At 66.4% G+C, this 23,051-nt stretch carries 16 protein-coding genes and 2 pseudogenes; 11 read left to right on the plus strand and 7 right to left on the minus strand.

What is annotated here, in order from left to right; all coding sequences use genetic code 11:
* Nucleotides 1-39 precede the first annotated feature (39 nt).
* Nucleotides 40-1,089, minus strand: coding sequence for a LacI family DNA-binding transcriptional regulator (locus AC1D0A_RS07640; RefSeq protein ID WP_243178260.1), 1,050 nt, complete (start codon nucleotides 1,087-1,089; stop codon nucleotides 40-42).
* A 166-nt stretch (nucleotides 1,090-1,255) separates the two neighbouring features.
* On the opposite strand from AC1D0A_RS07640, the gene uriH reads away from it, so the two are divergent.
* The 4 genes from uriH to AC1D0A_RS07660 all read left to right on the plus strand — a co-directional run bounded on the left by uriH (nucleotide 1,256) and on the right by AC1D0A_RS07660 (nucleotide 5,953).
* Nucleotides 1,256-2,269: a uridine-preferring nucleoside hydrolase UriH gene (uriH, locus tag AC1D0A_RS07645; protein ID WP_243178259.1), complete on the plus strand. Its 1,014-nt coding sequence runs from the start codon at nucleotides 1,256-1,258 to the stop codon at nucleotides 2,267-2,269.
* Nucleotides 2,266-3,690: a uridine transporter UriT gene (gene uriT, locus AC1D0A_RS07650; RefSeq protein WP_243178258.1), complete on the plus strand. Its 1,425-nt coding sequence runs from the start codon at nucleotides 2,266-2,268 to the stop codon at nucleotides 3,688-3,690. The genes uriH and uriT overlap by 4 nt, the downstream gene beginning before the upstream one ends.
* Nucleotides 3,687-4,643, plus strand: a complete 957-nt coding sequence (locus AC1D0A_RS07655) for a ribokinase (protein ID WP_243178257.1) — start codon at nucleotides 3,687-3,689, stop codon at nucleotides 4,641-4,643. Before uriT ends, AC1D0A_RS07655 begins: the two co-directional genes overlap by 4 nt.
* Nucleotides 4,644-4,792: 149 nt before the next feature.
* Nucleotides 4,793-5,953: a M20/M25/M40 family metallo-hydrolase gene (locus tag AC1D0A_RS07660; RefSeq protein ID WP_243178256.1), complete on the plus strand. Its 1,161-nt coding sequence runs from the start codon at nucleotides 4,793-4,795 to the stop codon at nucleotides 5,951-5,953.
* A gap of 113 nt (nucleotides 5,954-6,066) precedes the next feature.
* Here the strand turns inward: AC1D0A_RS07660 and AC1D0A_RS07665 are convergent, their stop codons facing one another.
* Nucleotides 6,067-7,038, minus strand: coding sequence for a polysaccharide deacetylase family protein (locus tag AC1D0A_RS07665; protein ID WP_243178255.1), 972 nt, complete (start codon nucleotides 7,036-7,038; stop codon nucleotides 6,067-6,069).
* Nucleotides 7,039-7,053: 15 nt separating this feature from the next.
* A complete protein-coding gene (locus AC1D0A_RS07670) occupies nucleotides 7,054-8,580 on the minus strand; it encodes a purine-cytosine permease family protein (protein WP_476945491.1) in 1,527 nt (508 codons plus the stop codon).
* A 107-nt stretch (nucleotides 8,581-8,687) separates the two neighbouring features.
* Here AC1D0A_RS07670 and AC1D0A_RS07675 point away from each other — a divergent pair, with 107 nt between their 5' ends.
* Nucleotides 8,688-10,232 (plus strand): PucR family transcriptional regulator, encoded by a 1,545-nt coding sequence (locus AC1D0A_RS07675; RefSeq protein ID WP_476945492.1) that lies wholly within the window; start codon nucleotides 8,688-8,690, stop codon nucleotides 10,230-10,232.
* Nucleotides 10,233-10,268: 36 nt separating this feature from the next.
* On the opposite strand, the gene AC1D0A_RS07680 is transcribed toward AC1D0A_RS07675, so the two are convergent.
* From AC1D0A_RS07680 to AC1D0A_RS07695, 4 genes and pseudogenes are all read right to left on the minus strand, one after another.
* A complete protein-coding gene (locus tag AC1D0A_RS07680; RefSeq protein WP_028275926.1) occupies nucleotides 10,269-11,090 on the minus strand; it encodes an IclR family transcriptional regulator in 822 nt (273 codons plus the stop codon).
* A gap of 43 nt (nucleotides 11,091-11,133) precedes the next feature.
* Nucleotides 11,134-12,366, minus strand: a pseudogene (locus AC1D0A_RS07685) (aminopeptidase P family protein); the annotation flags it as partial.
* Nucleotides 12,367-12,427: 61 nt separating this feature from the next.
* Nucleotides 12,428-13,837 carry an MFS transporter gene (locus AC1D0A_RS07690; RefSeq protein WP_476945493.1) on the minus strand — a complete coding sequence of 470 codons (1,410 nt, stop codon included), beginning with the start codon at nucleotides 13,835-13,837 and terminating at the stop codon, nucleotides 12,428-12,430.
* A 586-nt stretch (nucleotides 13,838-14,423) separates the two neighbouring features.
* Nucleotides 14,424-14,996, minus strand: a pseudogene (locus tag AC1D0A_RS07695) (GntR family transcriptional regulator); the annotation flags it as partial.
* 159 nt (nucleotides 14,997-15,155) lie between these two features.
* Here AC1D0A_RS07695 and glyA point away from each other — a divergent pair.
* From glyA to AC1D0A_RS07725, 6 genes are read left to right on the plus strand one after another with little or no spacing between them, the layout of a single operon-like run.
* Entirely contained in the window at nucleotides 15,156-16,496 is a 1,341-nt protein-coding gene (gene glyA, locus AC1D0A_RS07700) for a serine hydroxymethyltransferase (RefSeq protein WP_476945494.1), read from the plus strand.
* The gene (locus AC1D0A_RS07705; RefSeq protein ID WP_243178249.1) at nucleotides 16,493-17,713 is read left to right on the plus strand and encodes a sarcosine oxidase subunit beta family protein; all 1,221 of its coding nucleotides are present in this window, start codon (nucleotides 16,493-16,495) and stop codon (nucleotides 17,711-17,713) included. Before glyA ends, AC1D0A_RS07705 begins: the two co-directional genes overlap by 4 nt.
* 14 nt (nucleotides 17,714-17,727) lie before the next feature.
* Nucleotides 17,728-18,057 carry a sarcosine oxidase subunit delta gene (locus AC1D0A_RS07710; RefSeq protein WP_028278136.1) on the plus strand — a complete coding sequence of 110 codons (330 nt, stop codon included), beginning with the start codon at nucleotides 17,728-17,730 and terminating at the stop codon, nucleotides 18,055-18,057.
* Entirely contained in the window at nucleotides 18,054-21,008 is a 2,955-nt protein-coding gene (locus tag AC1D0A_RS07715; protein WP_476945495.1) for a 2Fe-2S iron-sulfur cluster-binding protein, read from the plus strand. Before AC1D0A_RS07710 ends, AC1D0A_RS07715 begins: the two co-directional genes overlap by 4 nt.
* Nucleotides 21,001-21,636: a sarcosine oxidase subunit gamma gene (locus tag AC1D0A_RS07720; protein WP_476945496.1), complete on the plus strand. Its 636-nt coding sequence runs from the start codon at nucleotides 21,001-21,003 to the stop codon at nucleotides 21,634-21,636. The genes AC1D0A_RS07715 and AC1D0A_RS07720 overlap by 8 nt, the downstream gene beginning before the upstream one ends.
* Nucleotides 21,636-23,051, plus strand: coding sequence for an L-serine ammonia-lyase (locus tag AC1D0A_RS07725; protein ID WP_476945497.1), 1,416 nt, complete (start codon nucleotides 21,636-21,638; stop codon nucleotides 23,049-23,051). Before AC1D0A_RS07720 ends, AC1D0A_RS07725 begins: the two co-directional genes overlap by 1 nt.

Raw genomic sequence — 23,051 nt, forward strand, 5'->3', positions numbered from 1 at the left:
CTCGGGTGAGATGTTCGTGGGTGGGCTCAATCCGGTTTTCTAGGTGCTGGCCGGTTCCGTGGAACCGCGGACCATCAGTGAACCCTGGAGGATCAGCTGGTGCTGTTCCAAGCCCTTGCCCTCCATGACCCTGCGGAGCTGTTCGCCGGCCCTGGCCCCGAGGGCGTCGCCCGGAAGGTGGACGCTGGTCAGGCCCGGGTTGGACGTGGCCGAATAGGGCAGGTCATCGAAGCCTGCCACGGCCAGTTCCTGCGGAATGCGGACGCCGGCCACCCTGGCTTCCTGCAGCACGCCGTAGGCATGGGTATCGGTGGCGCAGACGACGGCGGTGACACCGTCCCGCTGCCAATCCGGCCACGCCGCGGCGAACGCGCCGGCGGCGGCGCCGACGTCAATGGTGGTGCCGATGACATGGTCCGTGGCCACGGTGATGCCCAGCGCCGCGGACTCCTCTAGGAATGCCGCCCGCCGGATATCGAAGGTCGCCGTGCCGGTCACACTGTCCATGTACGCCGCTTGTTTGTGTCCGGCGTCCGCCAGGTGCCGGGCCAGCAGGCGGGCGCCGTGTCCGACGTCGAGATTCACCGAGGGGGCAAAGGACTCCAAGCCGGGGGCGTCCAGCAGAACGAGAGGCCCAGCGACGGAAAGATCCTCCAGGAACTCCGCGCTGGGCGCATCTACGAGCAGCCCGGCCGGCCGCAAAGCCAGGAGCCTGCGGACGTCGTCGACGCGCGGGAACTCCCCGGCGTCCGTGACGGAGAGCAGCAGCTGGTATTCGGCGCCGAGCGCGCCGCGGACACCTGCAATGACGTTGGCGAAGAAAGGGTTGGAGATGTCCGGCGCCACGAGAATGACGATCGAACTGATGCCCTTGGCTAGCGAACTGCCAATACTGTCCACCACATAGCCGAGTTCCGCAATGGCTTCCCGGACCCGCGAAATGTTGTCCTCCGAGACCCGCCCCTGGGTCTTTCCGTTGGCCACAAGGGAGACCGTTGCGGTGGAGACCCCGGCCCGCGCGGCCACCATCGCCGCAGTGACGCGCGGGGTGCGCCCCCGAAGCTCGTGTACTTGTTCGCCGGATTCCATACCTCGATCGTAGCCGGGAGTGACGCATCGCACCTGCCGCAAGACATCAAGCGCTTGACGTCACTTACGTTAAGCGCTTGACGCTTGACGCTTGACAGTGCCAAACTCACTCTGAACGCTTTATCGCACCGCCCCGGCGGACCCCCAACGACGTGGAGATATTTACGTGGATCCCATCACCCTGAAACCGGAACGCAGGAAGATCATCCTGGACTGCGACCCAGGCCATGACGACGCCGTGGCCATGCTGCTGGCTCACGGCAATCCGTACATTGAGCTGCTCGCGGTCACAACGGTCGTCGGCAACCAGACCCTCGAAAGGGTCACCCGCAACGCCCTGTCGGTGGGCACGATTGCCGGCATCACCGGCGTCCCCTTCGCCGCCGGCTGCGATCGGCCCTTGGTCCGCAGCATCGAAACCGCCCCCGACATCCACGGTGAGAGCGGCATGGACGGCCCCGCCCAGCCCGAATCCAGCATCGAACTGGACCCGCGCCACGCCGTCGACCTCATCATCGACACTGTTATGGCGCACGAGCCTGGCACTGTGACGCTGGTGCCCACGGCAGGACTGACCAACATTGCCATGGCGGCCCGCAAGGAGCCGCGCATCGTGGAGCGCGTGAAAGAAGTTGTGCTCATGGGCGGCGGGTACCACGTAGGCAACTGGAGCGCCGTTTCCGAATTCAACATCATCATCGACCCCGAGGCCGCACATATTGTGTTCAACGAGCCGTGGCCGGTGGTCATGGTGGGCTTGGACCTCACGCACCAGGCCCTCGCGACCCCCGAAGTCGTGGAAAAAATCGCCGCCGTGGGTACCAAGCCCGCCCAGTTCGTGCTGGAGCTGATGGAGTTCTTCACCAAGACGTACAAGGACGCCCAGGGCTTCGATTACCCGCCCGTCCACGACCCCTGCGCGGTGGCCTACGTCATCGATCCCACGGTGATGACCACCCGCAAAGTCCCCGTGAACATCGAACTGCAGGGCCAACTGACGCTCGGCATGACCGTCGCCGATTTCCGCGCCCCGGCACCGGAGGACTGCCACACGTCTGTTGCTGTGGACCTCGATCACGCGAAGTTCTGGAACCTCGTCACAGACGCCCTGGTGCGCATCGGCGACGTGGACCCGTCCGCCGCCGTCAGCATCGGCGCAGGAAACGGAGCCAACTCATGAGCACTCTGACTTACGAATCCAAGACAACGGGACGAAGCGTCGCTGCACTCACGGCGGCCCTGTTGACGGCCTGCATTGCCTTCCAGCTCAACGCGTCGATGCTCAGCCCCGCCCTGGTCACGATGGGCAACGAACTCCACACCGATCAGGCCGTGATCGGCCTGTCCCAGACCTGGTTCTTCACCGCGGCAGCACTGTTTTCCCTCTTCCTGCCGCGCCTGAGCGACATTGTGGGGCGCAAGAAGATCCTGCTGGGCATGATGTTGATGATGGCTGTCGGCTCGGTGATCGCGGCCATGGCTCCCGATATCACCTGGCTCTTCGTCGGACGCATCATCCAGGGCGTCAGCGGCCCCACGGTCCCGCTGTGCCTGATCATGCTGCGCTCCGCCGTCAGTGACCCGCGGAAGTACGGTGCCCTCATGGGCCTCATCACCGCCGTCAACGGCGGGGTTGCCGGCGTCGACTCCTTTGTCGGCGGTTACTTCGCCGAGCATTACGGATTCCGCAGCATCTTCTGGCTCATGGTGGTGCTGGCCGTCGTGGCGGCGGGCCTGGTCGCCGTTCTGGCCGGTGAGAGCAAGCCGGCGGTGGGCACCAAGATGGACTGGCCCGGCGTCTTCTTCATCGTGATCGCGGTCGGCGCCCTGCTCACAGCCCTCAACGAGGCCTCCAAACTGGTCAGCGGATTCTCCCCCGGCACCCTCGCACTGGCGACTGCCCTCATCGCCGTTGCAGTGATCGCCTTCTTCGGGTTCTGGACGGTGGAAAAGCGCTCCCGGCAGCCCATGGTGGAGACCGCCCACCTGCGCCAGCGCTCCACTTGGGCGCCGTTGCTGACCACAATCCTGACCATGACCGGCGTCTTCGCGGTCATCAACGGGATCGTTCCCGCCTACGTGCAGGCCACGGCTCCCGGCTTCGGCGTGGGACCGACCGAAATGTCACTCATCATCCTGACTCCCTACGCCCTCCTGGGCTGGGTTGTCGGACCCATCAGCGGCCGTTTGGCCCCGGTTTTCGGCTACACCAAAGTTTTGCGGATCGGCATGGCCGGCAGCGTCGTGGCCCTGGCGATCATCGCCTTCTTCGGCCTCAGCAGCCTGCCCATGATGATTGCCGGAACAGCGTTGCTGGGCATCATGTACGCGGGTACGGTCAACATCATGCTGAACGGCCTTGGCGTTGTCCTCTCCCCAGCTGGCAACCCCGGCTTTCTCCCCGGCATGAACGCCGGCGCGTTCAACCTGGGCGCCGGCCTGAGCTTCCTGGTCCTGCCGGCAGCGCTGGTGGCCTCTTCTGCACTGGGCGATGCCCAGGCATCCTACTTGACCGCGATCACGGTGGGCCTGATCATCACCGTGGCGGCTTTCGCCGCTTCACTCCTGATTCCCAAGCCCTTGGAAGCTGAGGCGAAATGACCCGCCCGGACTCTGGCCGGATCGTCGTCGTCGGTTCACTGAATGCGGACCTGACCATCTACTGCGACAGGCTCCCCCTCCCCGGCGAAACGGTGCACGGGAATGGCTTTGCGGTCAATCCCGGCGGCAAGAGCGCCAACCAGGCGGTCGCGGCGGCCAAACTCGGAAGCCGGGTCGTGCTGATCGGTGCGGTGGGCGACGACACCAACGGGACCATGCTTCTGGCCTCCACCGCCGGGGCCGGGGTGGACATTTCCCGCGTCCGCCGCACGCCTGATGCTGCGACCGGCGTCGCCGTCATTTCCGTCGACGCCCACGGTGAGAACAACATCATCATCTCGGCCGGAGCCAACGGCACACTGGCGCCCGGGGATGTTGCCGCTTCCGCCGAATTGTTCGAGGGCGCGTCCGTGATGTGCCTGTGCCTCGAGGTCGGTCTGGACACCGTTGAGGCCGCGGCCCGCTTGGGCCACGACGCCGGGGCGACAGTTCTGCTCAACCTGTCGCCCTACGCCGAGATCCCGGCGAGCTTGGCCGCACTCTGCGACATCCTGCTGGTGAACGCGCATGAGGCGTCGCTGTTCCTGGGCGGCGCCGCCGTGCCCGACGCCGGGGCTGACGCCGCGGCGTGGGCGCCGGTCCGGGACAAGTTCGCCGATCGCGGACTGCACCGCGTTGTGGTCACTTTGGGGGCGAACGGCTCCGTCGTCCTGGACTCCGGAGCCGGCGCCGAGGGCCGCATCACCCGCATTGAACCCACCAGGGTCGACGCCAAGGACACCACCGGCGCAGGCGATGCATTCACCGGGGCCGTGGCTGCGCGCCTTGCCGCCGGCGATTCACTTCCGGCCGCTGCCGCCTTCGCGTCCGTTGCCGCGGCCTTGGCAGCGACCAGGAAGGGGACGCAAACGGCGTACCCGAAAGCGGCGGATGTGGAGGGACTGCTCGCTTAACGGCCACCCCCGCCAGTTAGGGCCGCCACGGGAGGGGGCGCCGCAGAGCCTGTCTGCGGGCCGCGTCTTACTGGAGCGTCAGTGGCGAGCGTCCTGACCGATCGAGCCGGAGCAAGCGAACTTGTACCGACTAGTGATGGGCTCCCGGCATGATCACTCTCCGCAAGCACGTATTTCCCTCGCTCCTCGCCCTGGTCCTGCTCTCGACGTCGGCCTGTACCTCCGGGGTCGCGGCTGACATCCCGTCGGCCGGCATTCCGTCCGGTGGCACACCATCCGGCACACCCTCAGGTGGCGCCACGGGCAAATCAGGCGGCGGCACGAGCCAATCCGCCGCACCCGCCGAGTCTGCCAGTCCGAGTGCTGCGGTTCCGCAGCTGACCCCGGCGAGCACGGTGGATGCGCGTGCGGTGCTGGCGGCGTTCAAGTCCCGGGACATGGTGGGGCACCTGCAGGCGCTGCAGCGGGTGGCGGATGCCAACGGCGGGAACCGGGCCTCGGGGACCTCGGGGTATGAGGAGTCGGCCCGCTACGTCGAGGAACAGCTGCGCGCGGCCGGGTACTCGCCGGTGCGGCAGAGCTTCACGTTCAAAGAGGACGGCCGGCGCGGCAAGACGGTGGAGTCCTTTAACATCCTGGCCGACACCGGGGGCAGTGCCGGGCACACCGTGGTGGTGGGCGCGCATCTGGACTCCGTGCAGGAGGGCCCGGGCATTGATGACAACGGCAGCGGGGTCGCGGCGGTCCTGGAGACCGCGCGGTGGATGAAGGAGGCCGGGATCACGCCGGTTAACCGGGTCCGGTTCGCGTTCTGGGGCGGCGAGGAGGACGGGCTGTACGGGTCCCAGCACTACGTCGACGAACTCAGCCCGGCCGAGATCGGCCAGACCGCGGCGAACCTGAACGTGGACATGGTGGCCTCGCCCAACGGGGTCCGCTCGGTCCATGACGGGGACGGCACGGACTTCGGCCATGCCGGCCCGGCCGGGTCCAAGGCGATAGAGGACGTCTTCTTCCGCTATTTCCAGGAGAACGCGCTGCCGGCCGAGACCACGCCCTTTGACGGCGGCTCGGACTACGACGCCTTCCTCTCGGCCGGCATTCCCGGCGGCGGGCTGTTCACCGGCGATGAGAAGAGGAAGACCCAGGCCCAGGCCCAGGCCTACGGCGGGGTGGCCGGCAAGGACCTCGATCCCTGCTACCACGAGGCGTGCGACACGATCGCCAACACCAACCCGGAACTGCTCACCGAAATGTCCGGCGCCCTGGCCTACGGCACCGTGGCCTACGCGATGGCCAAGACCGGCTAAACACCAGCTTCGCCGCCGGCTCCGGGCCGCCCCGCAGGAAGGTCCCCGGCCCAGCCACCCTCTGACGAGGGGCCGCGCCGGGGACCTGTGCTTGCCAGGGCCGGATTTGTGCCCTAGATTCCGGCCCTGCGCCGCGCCGTGGCTCCTTGGGGCTGCCGCACGTCGGCCGGCGTGAACTGTGCACCGGTGTCCGGGAATCCGGGCACGGCAATGCGCGCGTGGGTGTGGATCTCTTCGACGGAGTCGCGCGTGTGCTGCGCGATCTTCTCCATGGTGGTGACCCACATGCCGTCCATCGACTTGACCCGGTCCATCAGCTGTTCCAGGGCCACGGCCTTGGACGGCCGGCCGGAAATGAAGGGGTGGTTGGTCAGGACGAAGCAGCTCCCGGCAGCGTGGTGGGCTTCGGCCTCCAGCGTCCACATTTCGAGGACCTTGGCCGGGCTTTCGATGACGCCGCTTCCGGTGACGCCCGGGTAGAAGGCATACTGCTCCCAGTCGTCCAGGGCCCAGTCGACGGGGATTTCCACGAGATCGCGGGGGTCTGCCTCGGCAACGCTGAAACGGTACGGCGCGTCGCCGTCGAGCAGGCTTGAGTCATACAGGAACCCGCGGTCGGCAAGGAGGGCGGGGGAATGCCAGTTGAGCTCCCACCATGGTGCCCGGTAGCCGGTCGGCCGGACGCCGGCGGCCTTGGCCAGGGCATCCAGGCCCCGGTCCAGGTACCGCGCCTCCGTGGCGGCGTCGATGCCTTGCATGGGTTCGTGCAGGTACCCGTGGTGTGCAATCTCGTGGCCGCCGTCGGCTATCCGGCGGACCACGTCCGGGTAGCATTCGGCGGTGAATCCCGGGACGAAGAACGTCGCCTGGATCTGCTGGCGCTCAAGGATCTGCAGGATCCGCGGGACGGCGACCTTGGGCCCGTAGGACTGGTGCGTCATGAGGGACATGCGCCTGGTGCTCTGCGGGTCATGGGCGATGGTGCAGGATTCGGCGTCGACGTCGAAGGTGAAGGACGCCGCGGCACGATTGCCTTCGGGCCAGGTGATGGGATGGGCGGTGTCGGCGAAAGCGGGGAAGTTCACGGGGTTGATCTCCTGCTAGAGGGCGGCGGGCGTGGTTGATGTGACCGGAAGGCCGGTTGCCTCAGGTGAATCTGTCTGTTCGCTGGGGGTGGGGACATCCAGGAACTTCCTGTGGAACCGCGGACCGAGGACGGCGTAAGCCGCGGCGCTGGCCAGTCCCCCGGCGAGCCAGGACAGATCCCACCCGCCCAGGGCGACGGCGATGGGGCCCTGCATGGCCGGCACCAGTCCGTACATGAACAGCCAGGTGGCGAAGATGCCGATGAGCAGTGAAGCGACACCGGCCGGATTCACGCCCGGCAGGCGTTTGGTGCCAACGGCGTCAAAGAGCCGGGACGGGTCGCCGGGCCAGCGCTTCTCGATCCAGAAGTAATGGACCAGCATGACTCCGCCCCAGGCAGCCACCCAGGCGACCAGCCCAATCAGCCAGGCGTCCAGCACGGAGGCGAAATCCTCCTGGAAGATGAAGAAGATCACGGCCGCGAGGGAGAAGACGCCGACGAACAGGTTCAACTTGCGCCGGCTGATGGAGATGTCCAGGGCCTGCGTGGCGACGGAAAAGGTGTAGATGTTCAAGATGTTGGTCGCGATCGGGCCGTGCAGCACCATGAGCAGCACAGGAAGGGCCAGCGCGCCGAAGTTCTGGACGATGAGTTTGCCGGGATCAATTTCACCCGTGTTGGTCGCCAGGCTGGCCCCCAGGATGCCCAGCCAGACGACCGGGATGAACTGGCCCAGCACCGACGCGAGGTAAACCTTGCGCTTGGGCACCGTGGTGCTGACAAAGCGGGAGTAATCCGCAGCGTAGGTGAACCAGGTGATGCCCCAGCCGATGCCGATGGCCGTCATGACCGCGCTCATCGCGGCGATGCGTTCCGAGCCTTCCAGGATGTGGCCCGCCGGGCCGGCGTAGGTCCAGTTGATCTTCATGCCGAACCAGGCCACTGCCGACATCACGGTCAAGATGATGATGGTGGGCGGCACGGTCCACTTCTCGAAGGCGGCGATGGCTTTATAGCCGAACCAGGCGATGGCTACCTGTACAGCCATGATGAAGGTGGCGATGCCAATCTTCCAGGCGTAGTTCTTGGCCTCCGGGTCAACCCAGCCGAGCGTTCCGAACAGCGCCATGACCAGATCCAGGATGATCCAGGTGTTGACCGCACACCAGCCGATCACCAGGAGAGCCTGGATGCCGGCGGGCAGGTAGTTGCCGCGCCGGCCGAAGGCGGCGCGGGCCAGCACCATGCCGGTCGCTCCGGTCTTTTGGCCCAGCAGGACGAAGCAGCCGAAGAGCAGCATCCCGATCAGGTTTCCGAGGACAAGAACCGTGACGGTGTCCGCGAATCCCAGGCCAAGCTGGATGCCGAGCGCTCCGAGCACCCAGTTGATCGGGGCGAGATTGGCGCCGGCCCAGATCCAGAACTGGCCGGAGACCTTGCGGGTCCGTTGTGATTCGGGGATGGGCTGGAGCCACGCTTCGTGGTCTACGCTCGCTTCCGGCGCGGTGCCGGCAGGGGCCGCTGGGGATTTTTGACGCATGTGGAGCCTCCGAGGATGTGTGGGATTCCTCAAGATTATGTGTCGTGGGCCACATGCGACTATATACAATGTGTCTAAATATACCCAGAGCAACGCGACGGAGTGTAATGTCCATCCTTCTTCAAGACGTCCTGAACCATCCGGCCATGGCGGCCGCCGACCCCATTGTCCGCGCCGCGGCCAGGGCCGCCGCCCGGGCGCAGCTGCGGTGGATCCACTCCAGTGAAATCATTGATATCGCGCCCCTGCTGGCCGGCGGGGAACTTCTGCTGACGGGCGGAGAAGCCCTGGCCCTCGCCTCGGAGGAGCGGCAGGTCAACTACATCCGCCAACTGGCGGAGCGGGGCGTTGCCGCCGTAGCTATCGAAACCGGGTCCGCCCTGCCGTCCCTGCCGTCCTCAATGGTGGCGGCCGCCGAAGCAGCCGGCCTTCCGCTGATCGAACTTCGCGGGGTGGTGCCGTTCGTCGGAGTCACGCAGGCCATTAATTCGATGCTGGTCAGTGACTCGGTGTCCCAATTGCGGCGGGCCGATGAGGCCAGTCACGCGATGGCTGTCGAACTGGCGCACGGCGGCGGCCTGGACCGGATCCTCGCCGTGCTGGCCGGCATCATCAATGCCGAGGTGACGCTGACGTCCATAGCCGGCGCGACCCTGGCCAGCGCAAGCCCGGGGCGGGCCGAGGCCGCCGACCACGATGCCTCCACCGGTGGGCCGCAGGAGCAGGCACGCCTGATTCACATCGACGTGCCGATCCGCGGCATCCTTGCGGCTCAGCTGTTGCTGCGGGTCCCGGCGGACGAGGACCAGAACCTGGCCCGGACGGCCGGAAATCGTTCTGTCGACATCCTGGCCCTGGCGTTGCTGCAGCGAATGTCCCCCGGGCTCAAGGAAGTCGCCGGGGCGGCCCTGCTTCGCGCGATTGATTCCGGCAGCCAGGCCTGGCGGCTCCAGCAATTGGCTTCCGCGGCCGGGATTCCGCCGGGTGCCACAATCGTGGCCATCATGGTCCGCTCCGGCATGCTCCAACACCTCCGCGCTTCTGTGGAGCAGCTCTTGGCCCGGCGGGCGCAGCCCAGCGCAACCTATGTCGATAATGCCGAGCTGCTGGCGGTGGTGGTCCTCCCGGGCGATAGTCCGCTGGACAGCAGGGACGCACTTCTGGCTGGCCTGCGGGCGCTACCGGCCCCGTCAGACACGCTGGTTGCCGTCGGCCCGGTGGCCGTCGGGATTTCGGAAGCCCCCTGGTCCTTGTCGGAGGCCAGGCTGACCCTGGAATTGGCGGGCGCGCTGGGGCAACCACATACGGGAACCCAAGGTCCGCACAGTCCCGTGATCGATTGCGAGGCATTCGCCGTCGAACGCCTTGCCGTGGGAAGCCTGGACCCTGGCCAACGGCGGAACTTCGTGCGCCAGCAGCTGGGGGCTCTCTTGGATTATGATGCGCAACGCAATTCCCGGCTGCTTGGCACCCTGGCCGTGTGGCTGGATTCCGGCTGCAACACGGCCCAGGCGGCGAGGGAACTGCACGTGGAGCGGCAATCGATGCATCAACGGCTGCAGCGGATCTTCGAGCTGTGCGGCGGCGACCCCCGGCGGACGGGCCGGCTCGCAGCGTTGCATTTGGCCGCGCGGCTGGCCCGGCTCAGCTGACGTGCGCTCGGCGCCTTAGTCCGGGCGCGGGCCGCGCTAGCCGTTGCTGGACGCGCGCCCGCCCAGCCGGCTGGTGATTTTGTCGGCCGCAGCGGCGCACGCTTCGCCCAGGCTCTGCAGAGCCTCGCGTGAGACGCGGAACCGGGGCGCCGAGATCAGGACGGCCGCCACGATGTCGCCGCGGTGGTCGTGGACGGGAGCGGCGACGCCCACTTCATCGATGGAGGATTCGCCGTAGTTGATGGCCCAGCCCCGGGCCGTCACGTCCTTGAGCTTGATCTGGTAGCCATCCAGGCCCGCATCATCGAGTCCCGGGTAGCTGATCGCCCCGCTGCGCAGGAGCACACGGACGCGTTCGACGGGCGCTGCGGCCAGGAAGACCTGCACGGAGGCGCTCATGGCGTCGGTGTACCGGGCTCCCAGCGGGGTGGTGTGCTTGATCTGGTGGTGGCTGGCGATCTGCTCCACGCACATTGACTCTGCGCCGTTCCACACCATGAGGGCGCTGGTTTCGCCGGTCTGTTCGGTGAGTTCACGCAGGACGGGATACGCCACCCGCCGTTCTTCCAGTTCGGCCAGCAACGGCCCGGCGACGGCGATCAGTCCCAGCCCCAGCCGGAAGCGGCGGGTTTCCGGATCACGTTCCACCAGGTGTTCCTGTTCGAACGTGGCCAGGATCCGGGAAACCGTGCTCTTGTGCAGGCCCACCCGGTTGGCGATCTCGGTGACTCCGAGCAACGGTTCGTCCGCCGTGAAGGTTCGCAGCACGGCGATGGCGTTGACGATGACGGAGGTGCCCTTGGTGTCGCCGTTTCCGGTGGTCCCGGGAGATTCTGCTGGGGTCATGGTGTCTACCATCATTCCGCATGAGGGCCCAAAAGCGGCGCCACGGTGGACGTGGGGGGCCGAACGGGAACTTCGTGATGTTCTCGGCTCCGTCTTCGCCGACCACCAGGATGTCGTGCTCACGGTAGCCGCCTGCGCCGGGCTGGCCGTCCAGGACGGTGATCATGGGTTCCATGGAGACCACCATGCCGGGCTCGAGCACGGTGTCGATGTCCTCGCGGAGTTCCAGTCCGGCTTCGCGGCCGTAGTAGTGGCTCAGGACGCCGAAGGAGTGTCCGTAGCCGAACGTCCGGTTGGCGAGAAGTCCGTGGCTGACGTAGATCTCGTTCAGCTCGGCGGCGATGTCCTTGCAGACAGCTCCGGGCTTGATGAGCTCGAGGCCGCGCTTGTGGACTTCCACGTTGATGTTCCACAGCTCAAGGGAGCGGGCGTCGGGTTCGCCGAAGAACAATGTGCGCTCCAGCGCGGTGTAGTAGCCGGAGGTCATGGGGAAGCAGTTCAGGGACAGGATGTCGTGTTCCTGGATCTTGCGCGTGGTGGCCCAGTTGTGGGCGCCGTCGGTGTTGATGCCGGACTGGAACCACACCCAGGTGTCACGGATTTCCGAGTCCGGGAACGTCCGCGCGATTTCGTGGACCATGGCTTCGGTGCCGATCAGGGCGACCTCATATTCGGTGATGCCGGCGGTGATGGCGTTGCGGATGGCTTCGCCGCCCAGGTCACCGATGCGGGCCCCGTGCTTGATCACCTCGATCTCTTCGGCCGACTTGATCATCCGCTGGCGCATCGCCGCCTGGGCGACGTCCACCAGGGTGGCTCCCGCGAAGGCCGCCTGGATCTTGTTGCGGTTATCCAGCGGGAGCGAATCGTCTTCGACGCCGAGCCGGCGGGGGTTGATGCCGCGGGTGCGCAGCGCCTCCTGGATGGCGAAGATGTAGTTGTCCCGGCGCCAGTCCGTGTACACCACGTTGTCGCCATAGCTGCGCCGCCACGGCATGCCGGCGTCGATGTTGGCCGTGACGGTCACGGTGTCGTCCTTGGTGACCACCATGGCGTAGGACCGGCCGAAGTAGGTAAAGAGGAAGTCGGAGTAGTACTTAATGGAGTGGTAGCTGGTCAGGACGACGGCGTCCAGGTCCTTATCGGCCATGATGCGGCGCAGTCCGCCGAGCCGGCGCTCAAATTCGGCGTTGGAAAAGGTCAGCTCTTCCTTCTGCCCGTTGTGCAGGACTTTCAGTCGCTCCAGTTCGGCGATGGACGAAGCGTTGTTGGACGTTGCGATGGTCATGATGGTGGTGCCTTTCTGCGGTTTGATTTCTTAGGAGGGAAAATGTGGGCGTCGGCCGGGACTACTCGTGGCGCAGCGGTTCTTTACTGGTTTCCCGGGAGAGCGCTACGGCGATCAGGGAGATGACCGCGGCGCCGGCGAGGTACCAGGCAGGCGCCAGGGCATTGGCCGTCGCGGCGATCAGGAGGGTCGCCATGAACGGCGCGGTGCCGCCGAAGAGCGCGTTGGAGAGATTGAAACTGACGGCGAAGCCGCTGTAGCGGACGCGGGTGGGGAACATTTCCGCCAGGAAGCTCGGAAGCGTGCCGTCATTGAGCGTGAGCATGCCGCCCAGCAGGATCTGGACCAGGACGATCACCAGGAAGTTCCCGGTGCCCAGCAGGGCGAAGGCCGGCACGGTCAGCACGATGAAGCTCAAGGAGGCGGCAATGAGGACCTTTTTGCGGCCGTAGCGGTCCGAGAGCATTCCGGTCAGGAAGATGAACCCGATGTACGTCACGAGTGCGATGGTGGTGGCCAGGAAAGATTCGGCAGCGCCGAGTCCCAGTTCCGAGGACAGGTAGGTCGGCATGTAACTGAGGATCACGTAGAACCCGACGGCGTTGAGCAGCACTGCTCCGACGGCCTTCAGCAGCAACCGCCAGTGGTTCCGGAAGAGGCTGGATACCGGGGCCTTGATGGCATGATCCTCCTCTGCCAGTTCGCGGAACACCGGGGTGTCTTCGAGCTTGGTGCGGATGTAGCGTCCGATCAGGCCCATCGGGGCGGCGAGCAGGAACGGCAGGCGCCACCCCCAGCTCTGCATCGCCTCGGCGGTGAGCAGGATGGTCAAAAGGCCCGCGAGCAGGGAACCCAGCAGCAGGCCCGCGGCCGTGCTGGCCGGAACCACCGCTGCGTAGAGGCCGCGCTTGTTGGCCGGGGCATACTCCACCAGGAAGGCGGACGCGCCGGCGTATTCACCCGAGGCGGAGAAGCCCTGGACGACGCGCACCACCAGGAGAAGGATCGGCGCCCAGATGCCGATGGAGTTGTACCCCGGGATGAGGGCGATGCAGAAGGTCGCTCCGGACATGATCAGGATTGACAGGGAAAGCGCGGTCCGGCGCCCCACCCGGTCACCGATGTGGCCCCAAACAAAGCCGCCGAGCGGCCGCACCAGGAACGAGATGGCGAAGAGGGCGAAAGTCAGCAGAAGCGCGGTCTGGGGATTGGACTCGGGGAAGAAGACCGCGGCGATGGTTGCGGCCAGGTAGCCGTAGACGGCGTAGTCGAACCATTCGACGAAGTTTCCGATGAAACTTGCGGCGACCACCCGCCGTCGGGTTTCCTTGCTGACTGCGGGATCGTGCCCGCCCGGGGCCGCCCGGCCGCTCACCGTGGCCTGTCCGGAGGAAGTACTGCCATGCCCGCTATTCGACTCTGGTCTGCTCGACCCCGCAAGTGTCGACGGGGAGAAATTTTCGTTACTCATGTGTCCACCAAAGAGTTTTGGGAGTTGCAATCAGTGCAACGCTGTTGCACCAGATTAGGCGTGACGCATGACACAGTCAATGCTTTTTGTGATTTCTCTTACGCGGATCAATCTGGATGAGGCACCAAGACAGCGCCGCGGGCACCCAGCCGGATCGCACAACAATAGTTGCAATGAACGAAACGGTGTTGCATAAATTGAGCGATGTGTCCGTCAACTTGGGGAAAGCTTGAGCCGGACGGCGCCGCGGTTCCGCCCAGTCCGGCGCGGTGGCACACTAAGTGGACTATCGAGTGACTGGGGGATCCACGTCAGGAGATCGTCATGGGCATTCTGGTACGTACGCGCACTTCAGGCCGCCGGTCGGCGGTCGAGCCATGATGGCCGGGTGGGCCTATCTCATGGCCGCAATCATGACCGTTGATTCGCTCCTGCTGGGGCTGCTCCTGATGAACGTGAAGTGGCCGAAGCGCTGGAAGAAAAACGGCTGAAGTTCCGGAACTCTAATCCACTGCGGCGGCGACTCGGGCGCCCGTCGTGGTCGAAGTCGCCGGTCACGTGCGGGCTCGCCGGAAGCTTAAGGCGGCTCCACGTGCTCGGTGATGTGGCCGCTGACCGAGGGGACCTTGTCCAGGACCAGGCACCAGATGCGCGTGGCCAGGTTGTCGTAGCGGATCAGCGTATCCTCCAGGTGCGGGTTGGCCGCGGCCCGGTAGATCAGGCGGTGCACTGTCAGGTCGTAGCGCATCAGCTCCCGGGACTCTGCAGGGCTCGGGGCCAGTTCTGCAATGGTCTTGGCGACATCCAGCAGCTCGCGTCGCATGGCGGCGTTGGCCCGCGTTGCCGCCCGCCGCGCCGCCAGGGGTTCCAGCAGTTCCCGGATTTCCGAGACGTCGGCCAGTTCCGTGAAGTCCACGGTGGTGGCAAAGGTTCCCCTTCGCGGGTAGGAAACCACCAGGTGGTCCACTTCCAGCCGCTTGATCGCCTCGCGCACGGGAGTGCGGCCGAACCCGAGCTCGGCGGCGAGCTGCCCGTCATTGATGGGTTCGCCCGGCCGGATTTCGAGCATGATCAGCTTGTCGCGCAACTGCCTGTACGCGGCCTCCGCCTGGGAGATGGCTTCGTCCTCTGCGGGCGGCAGGACGGTGAGTGCATTCACAGCTCGGCTCCGTTTCTGGATTTCAACGTTTCTGGATTTCAACCGGAAGCCTGGTTCCACTTGGCTTCCAGCTATTGACTCTGGTGTGATCTCAATCATACCATTGTTCTCACACTGATATATCAGTCATAGCAATAGTGGTATTTCAAAGGAGCAACCGTGGTTGAGCAGTTGAACGAGCGACTTTCCGTAGTCGATCCCGAGGTCGAAGAGGCCGTGGCGCACGAACTGAAGCGCCAGCAGTCCACCCTGGAAATGATTGCGTCCGAGAACTTCGCCCCCGCCGGGGTCATGGAGGCACAGGGTTCGGTGCTGACCAACAAGTACGCCGAGGGCTACCCGGGCAAGCGCTACTACGGCGGCTGCGAGCACGTCGACGTGATCGAACAGCTCGCGATCGACCGGGTCAAGGCCCTGTTCGGCGCCGAGTACGCCAACGTCCAGCCGCACTCCGGCGCGCAGGCCAACGCCGCCGCCATGTTTGCCCTCCTGGAACCGGGCGACACCATCATGGGACTGGCCCTGGCCCACGGCGGCCACCTCACCCACGGGATGAAGATCAACTTCTCCGGCAAGCTCTACAACGTGGTCCCGTACCACGTGAGCGAGCACAACCACCTGGTGGACATGGCCGAAGTGGAGGCCCTGGCCCTTGAACACCGGCCCAAGATGATCGTGGCCGGCTGGTCCGCCTACTCCCGGCAGCTGGACTTCGCCGAGTTCCGGCGCATCGCCGACCGCGTCGGCGCCTACCTCATGGTGGACATGGCACACTTCGCCGGCCTCGTGGCCGCCGGGCTTCACCCGAACCCGGTCCCCTACGCCGACGTCGTCACCACCACCACGCACAAGACCCTCGGCGGACCGCGCGGCGGCGTGATCCTGGCCAAGGAGGAGTACGCACGCAAGATCAACAGCGCTGTGTTCCCCGGCCAGCAGGGCGGCCCGCTGGAACACGTGATCGCGGCCAAGGCCGTGGCCTTCAAGATCGCGGCGTCACCGGAGTTCAAGGAACGCCAGGAGCGCACGCTCGAAGGCGCCGGGATCCTCGCGTCCCGGCTCCTGAAGGACGACGTCGCGGCGGCCGGGATCTCCGTGGTCAACGGCGGCACCGATGTGCACCTGGTCCTGGTGGACCTGCGGGACTCGGAACTGGACGGGCAGCAGGCCGAAGACCGGCTCCACCGGATCGGCATCACCGTCAACCGCAACGCCGTCCCCTTCGATCCCCGCCCGCCCATGGTGTCCTCCGGGCTGCGGATCGGCACCCCCGCCCTGGCCACCCGCGGCTTCGGTGCCGCGGAGTTCACCGAGGTGGCGGACATCATCGCCTCCGCCCTCATCTCGCAGGCGCCCGGGGACGAACTCAGCGACCAAACCGCCGCTGAACTGCGTGGACGCGTCAGCGCCCTCGCGGACCGGTTCCCCCTTTACCCGCATCTCGGCACCGGCACGCCGGCGACCGGGCTTGAGGCAGAACTGATTGGAGCAGCACAATGACCACCGAACACCTGCCGGAGCACCCGGACTTCCTCTGGCGCAACCCGGACCCCAAGAAGAGCTACGACGCCGTGATTGTGGGCGGCGGCGGACATGGACTGGCGACGGCGTATTACCTGGCCAAGAACCACGGGATGACCAACATCGCCATCCTGGAAAAAGGCTGGCTGGCCGGCGGGAACATGGCCCGGAACACCACCATCATCCGCTCCAACTACCTCTGGGACGAGAGTGCGGCGATCTACGAGCACGCCCTGAAACTCTGGGAGATCCTGCCCGAAGAACTCGAATACGACTTCCTGTTCAGCCAGCGCGGGGTCATGAACCTGGCCCACACCCTGGGCGACGTCCGCGAAAGCGTCCGCCGCGTCGGGGCCAACAAACTCAACGGCGTCGACGCCGAGTGGCTGGACCCGCAGCAGGTCAAGGAACTCTGCCCCATCCTGAACATCAACGACAACATCCGCTACCCGGTCATGGGCGCCACCTACCAGCCGCGCGCCGGCATCGCCAAGCACGACCACGTCGCCTGGGCGTTCGCCCGCAAATGCGACGAGCTCGGCGTGGACATCATCCAGAACTGCGAGGTCACCGGCTTCATCAAGGACGGCAACCGCGTCACCGGGGTCAAGACCACCCGCGGCACCATCAACACCGAAAAGGTCGGACTCTGCGCCGCCGGGCACAGCTCGGTGCTTGCCGAAATGGCCGGATTCCGGCTCCCCATCCAGTCCCACCCCCTCCAGGCACTCGTGTCCGAGCTCCACGAGCCCGTCCACCCCACCGTCGTCATGTCCAACCACGTCCACGTCTACGTCTCCCAGGCGCACAAGGGCGAACTGGTCATGGGCGCCGGCGTGGACTCCTACAACGGCTACGGCCAGCGCGGATCCTTCCACGTGATCGAGCACCAGATGGCAGCCGCCGTCGAACTCTTCCCGATCTTCGCCCGGGCCCACGTGCTCCGGACCTGGGGCGGGATCGTTGACACCACCCTGGATGCCTCCCCGATCGTAGGCACCACCCCGGTGGAAAACATGTTCGTCAACTGCGGCTGGGGCACCGGCGGATTCAAGGGCACACCGGCGGCCGGGCTAACGTTCGCCCACACGATCGCCACCGGAGAACCGCACAAACTCAACAAGCCCTTTGCACTCGAGCGCTTCGAAACCGGCGCCCTGATCGACGAACACGGCGCCGCCGCCGTGGCCCACTAGAAAGAGGTAAGGACATGCTCCTGATTCCCTGCCCCAACTGCGGTCCCCGCGACGAGACCGAATTCCACTACGGCGGACAGGCCCACGTGGCCTACCCCGAAAACCCGGCAGAGCTCACGGACCGCGAATGGGCCGAGTACCTGTTCTACCGCGACAACACCAAGGGTGCCTTCGCCGAACGCTGGCTGCACAGCACCGGCTGCCGGCAATGGTTCAACATGCTCCGCGACACCGTCACCTACGACATCCAGGCCGTCTACCCGATGGGTCAGCTCCGGCCCGCCACAGGCCCCACAGCCCCCACCGTCACCAGCCCCGTCTCCCCGGAAGGAGCAGTCAAATGACCGCTCAGCCGCAGCCCGCGCGTCTTAGCACCGGCGGACGCATCGACCGCAGCGTCACGTGGCGCTTCACCCTGGACGGCCGTGAATACACTGGCCACCCCGGCGACACCCTCGCCTCCGCCCTGCTGGCCAACGGCCGGCTCCGCGCGGGTGACTCCCTGTATGAGAGCCGGCCCCGCGGCATCATGTCCGCCGGCGTCGAGGAATCCAACGCCCTGGTCAAGGTCGCGGCCCGGTTCCCGGGCCACGTGGCCGAATCCATGCTCCCCGCCACCACGGTGTCCCTGGTGGACGGCCTCAGCGCCGAAGTGCTCAGCGGGCTGGGCAAGCTGGACCCGGCCGAGGACCACGCCGAATACGACAAGAAGTATGTCCACACCGACGTCCTGGTGGTCGGTGGCGGCCCGGCAGGCCTGGCCGCGGCCCGCGAGGCCGTCCGCTCCGGCGCCCGGGTCATCCTTATCGACGACCAGCCCGAACTGGGCGGCTCGCTGTTGTCCGGCTCCACGGATCCGGCCCTCGTCGAGAGCATCGAAGGGCAGCCCGCCCTGGAATGGGTGGCCAATGTTGAAGCCGAACTGATCTCCGCGGCCGAATGCACGGTGCTGAACCGCACCAGCGCCTTCGGCTCCTACGACTCCAACTACGTCATTGCGGCCCAGAACCGGACCGACCACCTCCTGACCCCGGCCGCCCCCGGTGTTTCCCGCCAGCGGATCTGGCACATCCGGGCCGCCCAGGTCATCCTGGCCCCGGGCGCCCACGAACGCCCGCTGGTCTTCGAAAACAACGACCGCCCCGGCATCATGCTCGCGTCCGCAGTCCGCACCTACCTCAACCGCTACGCCGTCGCCGCAGGTTCCCGGGTGGTCATCAGCACCACGAACGACAGCGCCTACGCCCTGGCCGCCGACCTCCGCGCCGCGGGCATCCGGGTCGAAGCCGTCGTAGACGCCCGTGCACAGCTAAGCGAAACCGCTTCCGCAGCTGCGGCCGCGGGAACGCGGGTGCTGATCGGCAGCGCCGTCGCCAACACCACCGCTGCTGACTCCGGCGACGGCCGGCTCCTCGGCGTCACCGTCCGGAGCATCAACGACGCCGGCGAACTCACCTCGGGCATCGAACACCTCGCCTGCGACCTGCTGGCCGTCTCCGGCGGCTGGTCACCGGTGGTGCACCTGCACTCCCAGCGCCAGGGCAGGCTCCGCTGGGACGAAGACCTCGCCGCCTTCGTCCCCAACAGCGTGGTCCCCAACCAGCAGGTGGCCGGATCCGGACGCGGCAGCTTCGACCTCGACGACTGCGTGGCCGAAGGCATCTCCGCCGGGGCCGCGGCGGTCATCGCCGCGGGCTTCGAGTCCGCCGTCGAACCGTCAGTACTTGGCGAGCCGAAGGCCGCCGCCCCCACCCGCCAGCTCTGGCTGGTACCCGGGCAGGAAGGCGGCCCGGATGACTGGCACCACCACTTCGTGGATTTCCAGCGCGACCAGTCCGTGGCCGATGTCCTCCGCTCCACCGGTGCCGGCATGCGGTCCGTGGAGCACATCAAGCGCTACACCTCGATCAGCACCGCGAACGACCAGGGCAAGACCTCCGGGGTGAACGCGATCGGCGTCATCGCCGCCGCGCTCCGGACAGCCGGCGAAGCGTCCCGCGGGATCGGCGACATTGGCACCACCACCTACCGGGCACCGTTCACGCCCGTGGCGTTTGCCGCCCTGGCCGGACGCCAGCGCGGCGAACTCTTCGACCCCGCCCGCCTCACTTCCATCCACCCCTGGCATGTCGCCCAGGGAGCCCTCTTCGAAGACGTCGGGCAGTGGAAGCGGCCGTGGTACTACCCGCAGGACGGCGAGGACATGGACGCCGCGGTGCTCCGTGAATGCGCCGCCGTCCGGGAATCCGTGGGGTTCATGGACGCCACCACCCTGGGCAAGATCGAGATCCGCGGCAAGGACGCCGGCGAGTTCCTGAACCGCATCTACACCAACGCGTTCAAGAAGCTGGCTCCGGGTTCGGCCCGCTACGGCGTCATGTGCACCCCGGACGGGATGATCTTCGACGATGGCGTCACCCTGCGCCTGGACGAGGACCGCTTCTTCATGACCACCACCACCGGCGGCGCGGCCAAGGTGCTGGACTGGCTGGAGGAATGGCTGCAGACCGAATGGCCGGAACTGGATGTGCACTGCACCTCCGTCACGGAGCAGTGGTCCACGATCGCCGTCGTCGGTCCGAAATCCCGCGCCGTTCTCGCCAAAGTGGCTCCGGAACTGGCAGCCGACGGCGGCCTGGACGCCGAGGCCTTCCCGTTCATGACATTCCGGGAGACCACCCTGGCCTCCGGTGTCCAGGCCCGGGTCTGCCGGATCTCGTTCTCCGGCGAACTGGCCTACGAAATCAACATCCCGTCCTGGTACGGGCTGAGCACCTGGGAAGCCGTGGCGGCGGCCGGCGCGGAGTTCAACATCACCCCGTACGGCACCGAGACCATGCACGTGCTGCGCGCGGAGAAGGGGTACCCGATCGTCGGCCAGGACACTGACGGGACCGTGACACCGCAGGACGCCGGCATGGAATGGGTCGTGTCCAAGGTCAAGGACTTCATCGGCAAACGCTCCTACACCCGCAAGGACGCCGGCCGCACCGACCGGAAACACCTGGTCAGCGTCCTCCCCGTGGACGGCACCATCCGGCTCCCCGAAGGCACCCAACTGGTGGAACAGGGCATCACCGTCAACCCCGCCTACGGCCCCGTGCCCATGCAGGGATTCGTGACCTCGAGCTACCACAGTGCGGCGCTGGGCAGGTCGTTTGCCCTGGCCCTGATCAAGAACGGCCGCAACCGCATTGGCGAGACCCTGGTGGCCGCCGCCGGCGACCAACTCGTGGACGTAATCGTCGCAGAAACCGTACTATTTGACTCTGAAGGGGCCCGCAAAGATGGCTGACACTGCAGCACTCGAAAATTCCAAGAAGATCCAGACCCTCAGGAAGAGTCCGGCGTCGCTCCTGAGAACGGCTTTTGAAGCGGGATCCGTTGCGGGCACCGTGGAGCTGCGCGAGGTGCCGTTCCTGACCATGGCAGGGCTCCGGGTCGATCCTGCCGGCGACGCAGGGCAGCGGCTGGGCGCCCTCACAGGTGGCCTGCCCTCCGCTTCCGGGGAAGTCCGCGGCAGCGACGACACCGCAGTGCTGTGGCTGGGCCCGGCAGAATTCCTGCTCGTGGCCCCCGCCGAATCCCACGAAAGCCTGGGCGGTGAGCTCCCCCGGACGCTCATCGCAGCACTGGGTGACGGCCAGGGCCAGGTGGTCGATCTCTCCGCCAACCGCACCACGCTCGAGCTCTCCGGACCCCGGGCCAGTGCCGTGCTGGAGAAGGGCTGCGCCCTGGACCTGCACCCCCGCGTCTTCCAGCCCGGAACGGCCCTGTCCACGGAAATCGGCGGCATCCCCGTCGTTCTGTGGAAGACCGGGGACGAGACCTACCGGATCTTCCCGCGGGCATCCTTCGCGGAGTTCCTCGGCCGCTGGCTCCTCGACGCCATGCGCGAATATGCCTCCACCGAGGTCCCCTGATGGCGCTCAGCGTCCTCGACCTGTTTTCTGTTGGCATCGGGCCGTCCTCCTCCCACACGGTCGGCCCGATGCGGGCGGCCAAGCGGTTCGCCGACGGGCTCAAGAGCGACGGGCAACTGAGTTCCACGGCGAGGGTGCAGGCCGAGCTGTTCGGTTCCCTCGGCGCCACCGGCCGGGGCCACGGTTCGGACAAGGCTGTCGTCCTGGGCCTCCAGGGCCAGGACCCCGAGACAGTGGACACCGCTACGGCGGATGACCAGGTGGCAGCCGCTGCCCTGGATGCGGAACTGCAGCTCGCCGGCCATCACCGGGTGGATTTCAACTGGGATGAGGACGTGGTCCTGCACCGCCGCAAGTCGCTGCCCGCCCATCCGAACGGCATGACCTTCCGGGCCCTTGACCGCGCCGGCGACGTCCTCAGCGAACGGAGCTTCTATTCGATTGGGGGCGGCTTTGTCGTCGATGGCAATGCACAAGGCGCCGACCACGTGGTGGCCGACGACACGGTGCTGCCCTACCCGTTCACAACAGCTGACGGACTCCTCGAAATATGCCATCGAGAGAATAAGTCCGTCTCCGACGTCATGCTGGCCAACGAACTCGTCTGGCGCACCGAAGCCGACCTCCGGGAGAAGCTCTTGGCCCTGTGGGCGGTCATGCGCCAGTGCGTGGAAAACGGCTGCGCTGCCGAGGGAATCCTGCCCGGTGGGCTGAACGTCAAACGGCGCGCCCCGTCGTTGTTTCGGACGCTGGCAGCATCCGCCGTCAGCGCCGAGGCGGACGCCCGGAACCCATCGCCGGTCCAGGTCCCTGCCGACCCGCTGCTCGCCATGGAATGGGTAAACCTCTTCGCGCTGGCCGTCAACGAGGAAAACGCCGCGGGGGGCCGGATCGTCACGGCGCCCACCAACGGTGCCGCGGGCATTGTGCCGGCCGTGCTGCACTATTACGTCAAGTTCGTCCCTGGCGCCAACGACGACGGCGTGGTGCGCTTCCTGCTGGCCGCGGCCGCCGTCGGGATACTGTTCAAGATCAATGCCTCCATCTCCGGGGCAGAGGTCGGCTGCCAGGGTGAAGTCGGATCGGCGTGCTCCATGGCGGCGGCGGGGCTCTGCGAAGTGCTGGGCGGCACCCCGGAACAGGTGGAAAACGCTGCCGAAGTCGGGATCGAACACAACCTCGGTCTGACCTGCGACCCCGTCGGCGGGCTGGTGCAGATCCCCTGCATCGAACGCAACGCCATTGCCAGCGTCAAAGCCATCAACGCCGCCCGCCTGTGCCTGCACGGGGACGGCAGCCATAAAGTCTCGCTGGACAAGGCCATTAAGACCATGCGCGAAACAGGAGCAGACATGAAAACCAAGTACAAGGAAACCTCCCGCGGAGGCCTCGCCGTGAATGTCGTGGAGTGCTGA

It is taken from the genome of Arthrobacter sp. P1_D4, assembly GCF_056406115.1.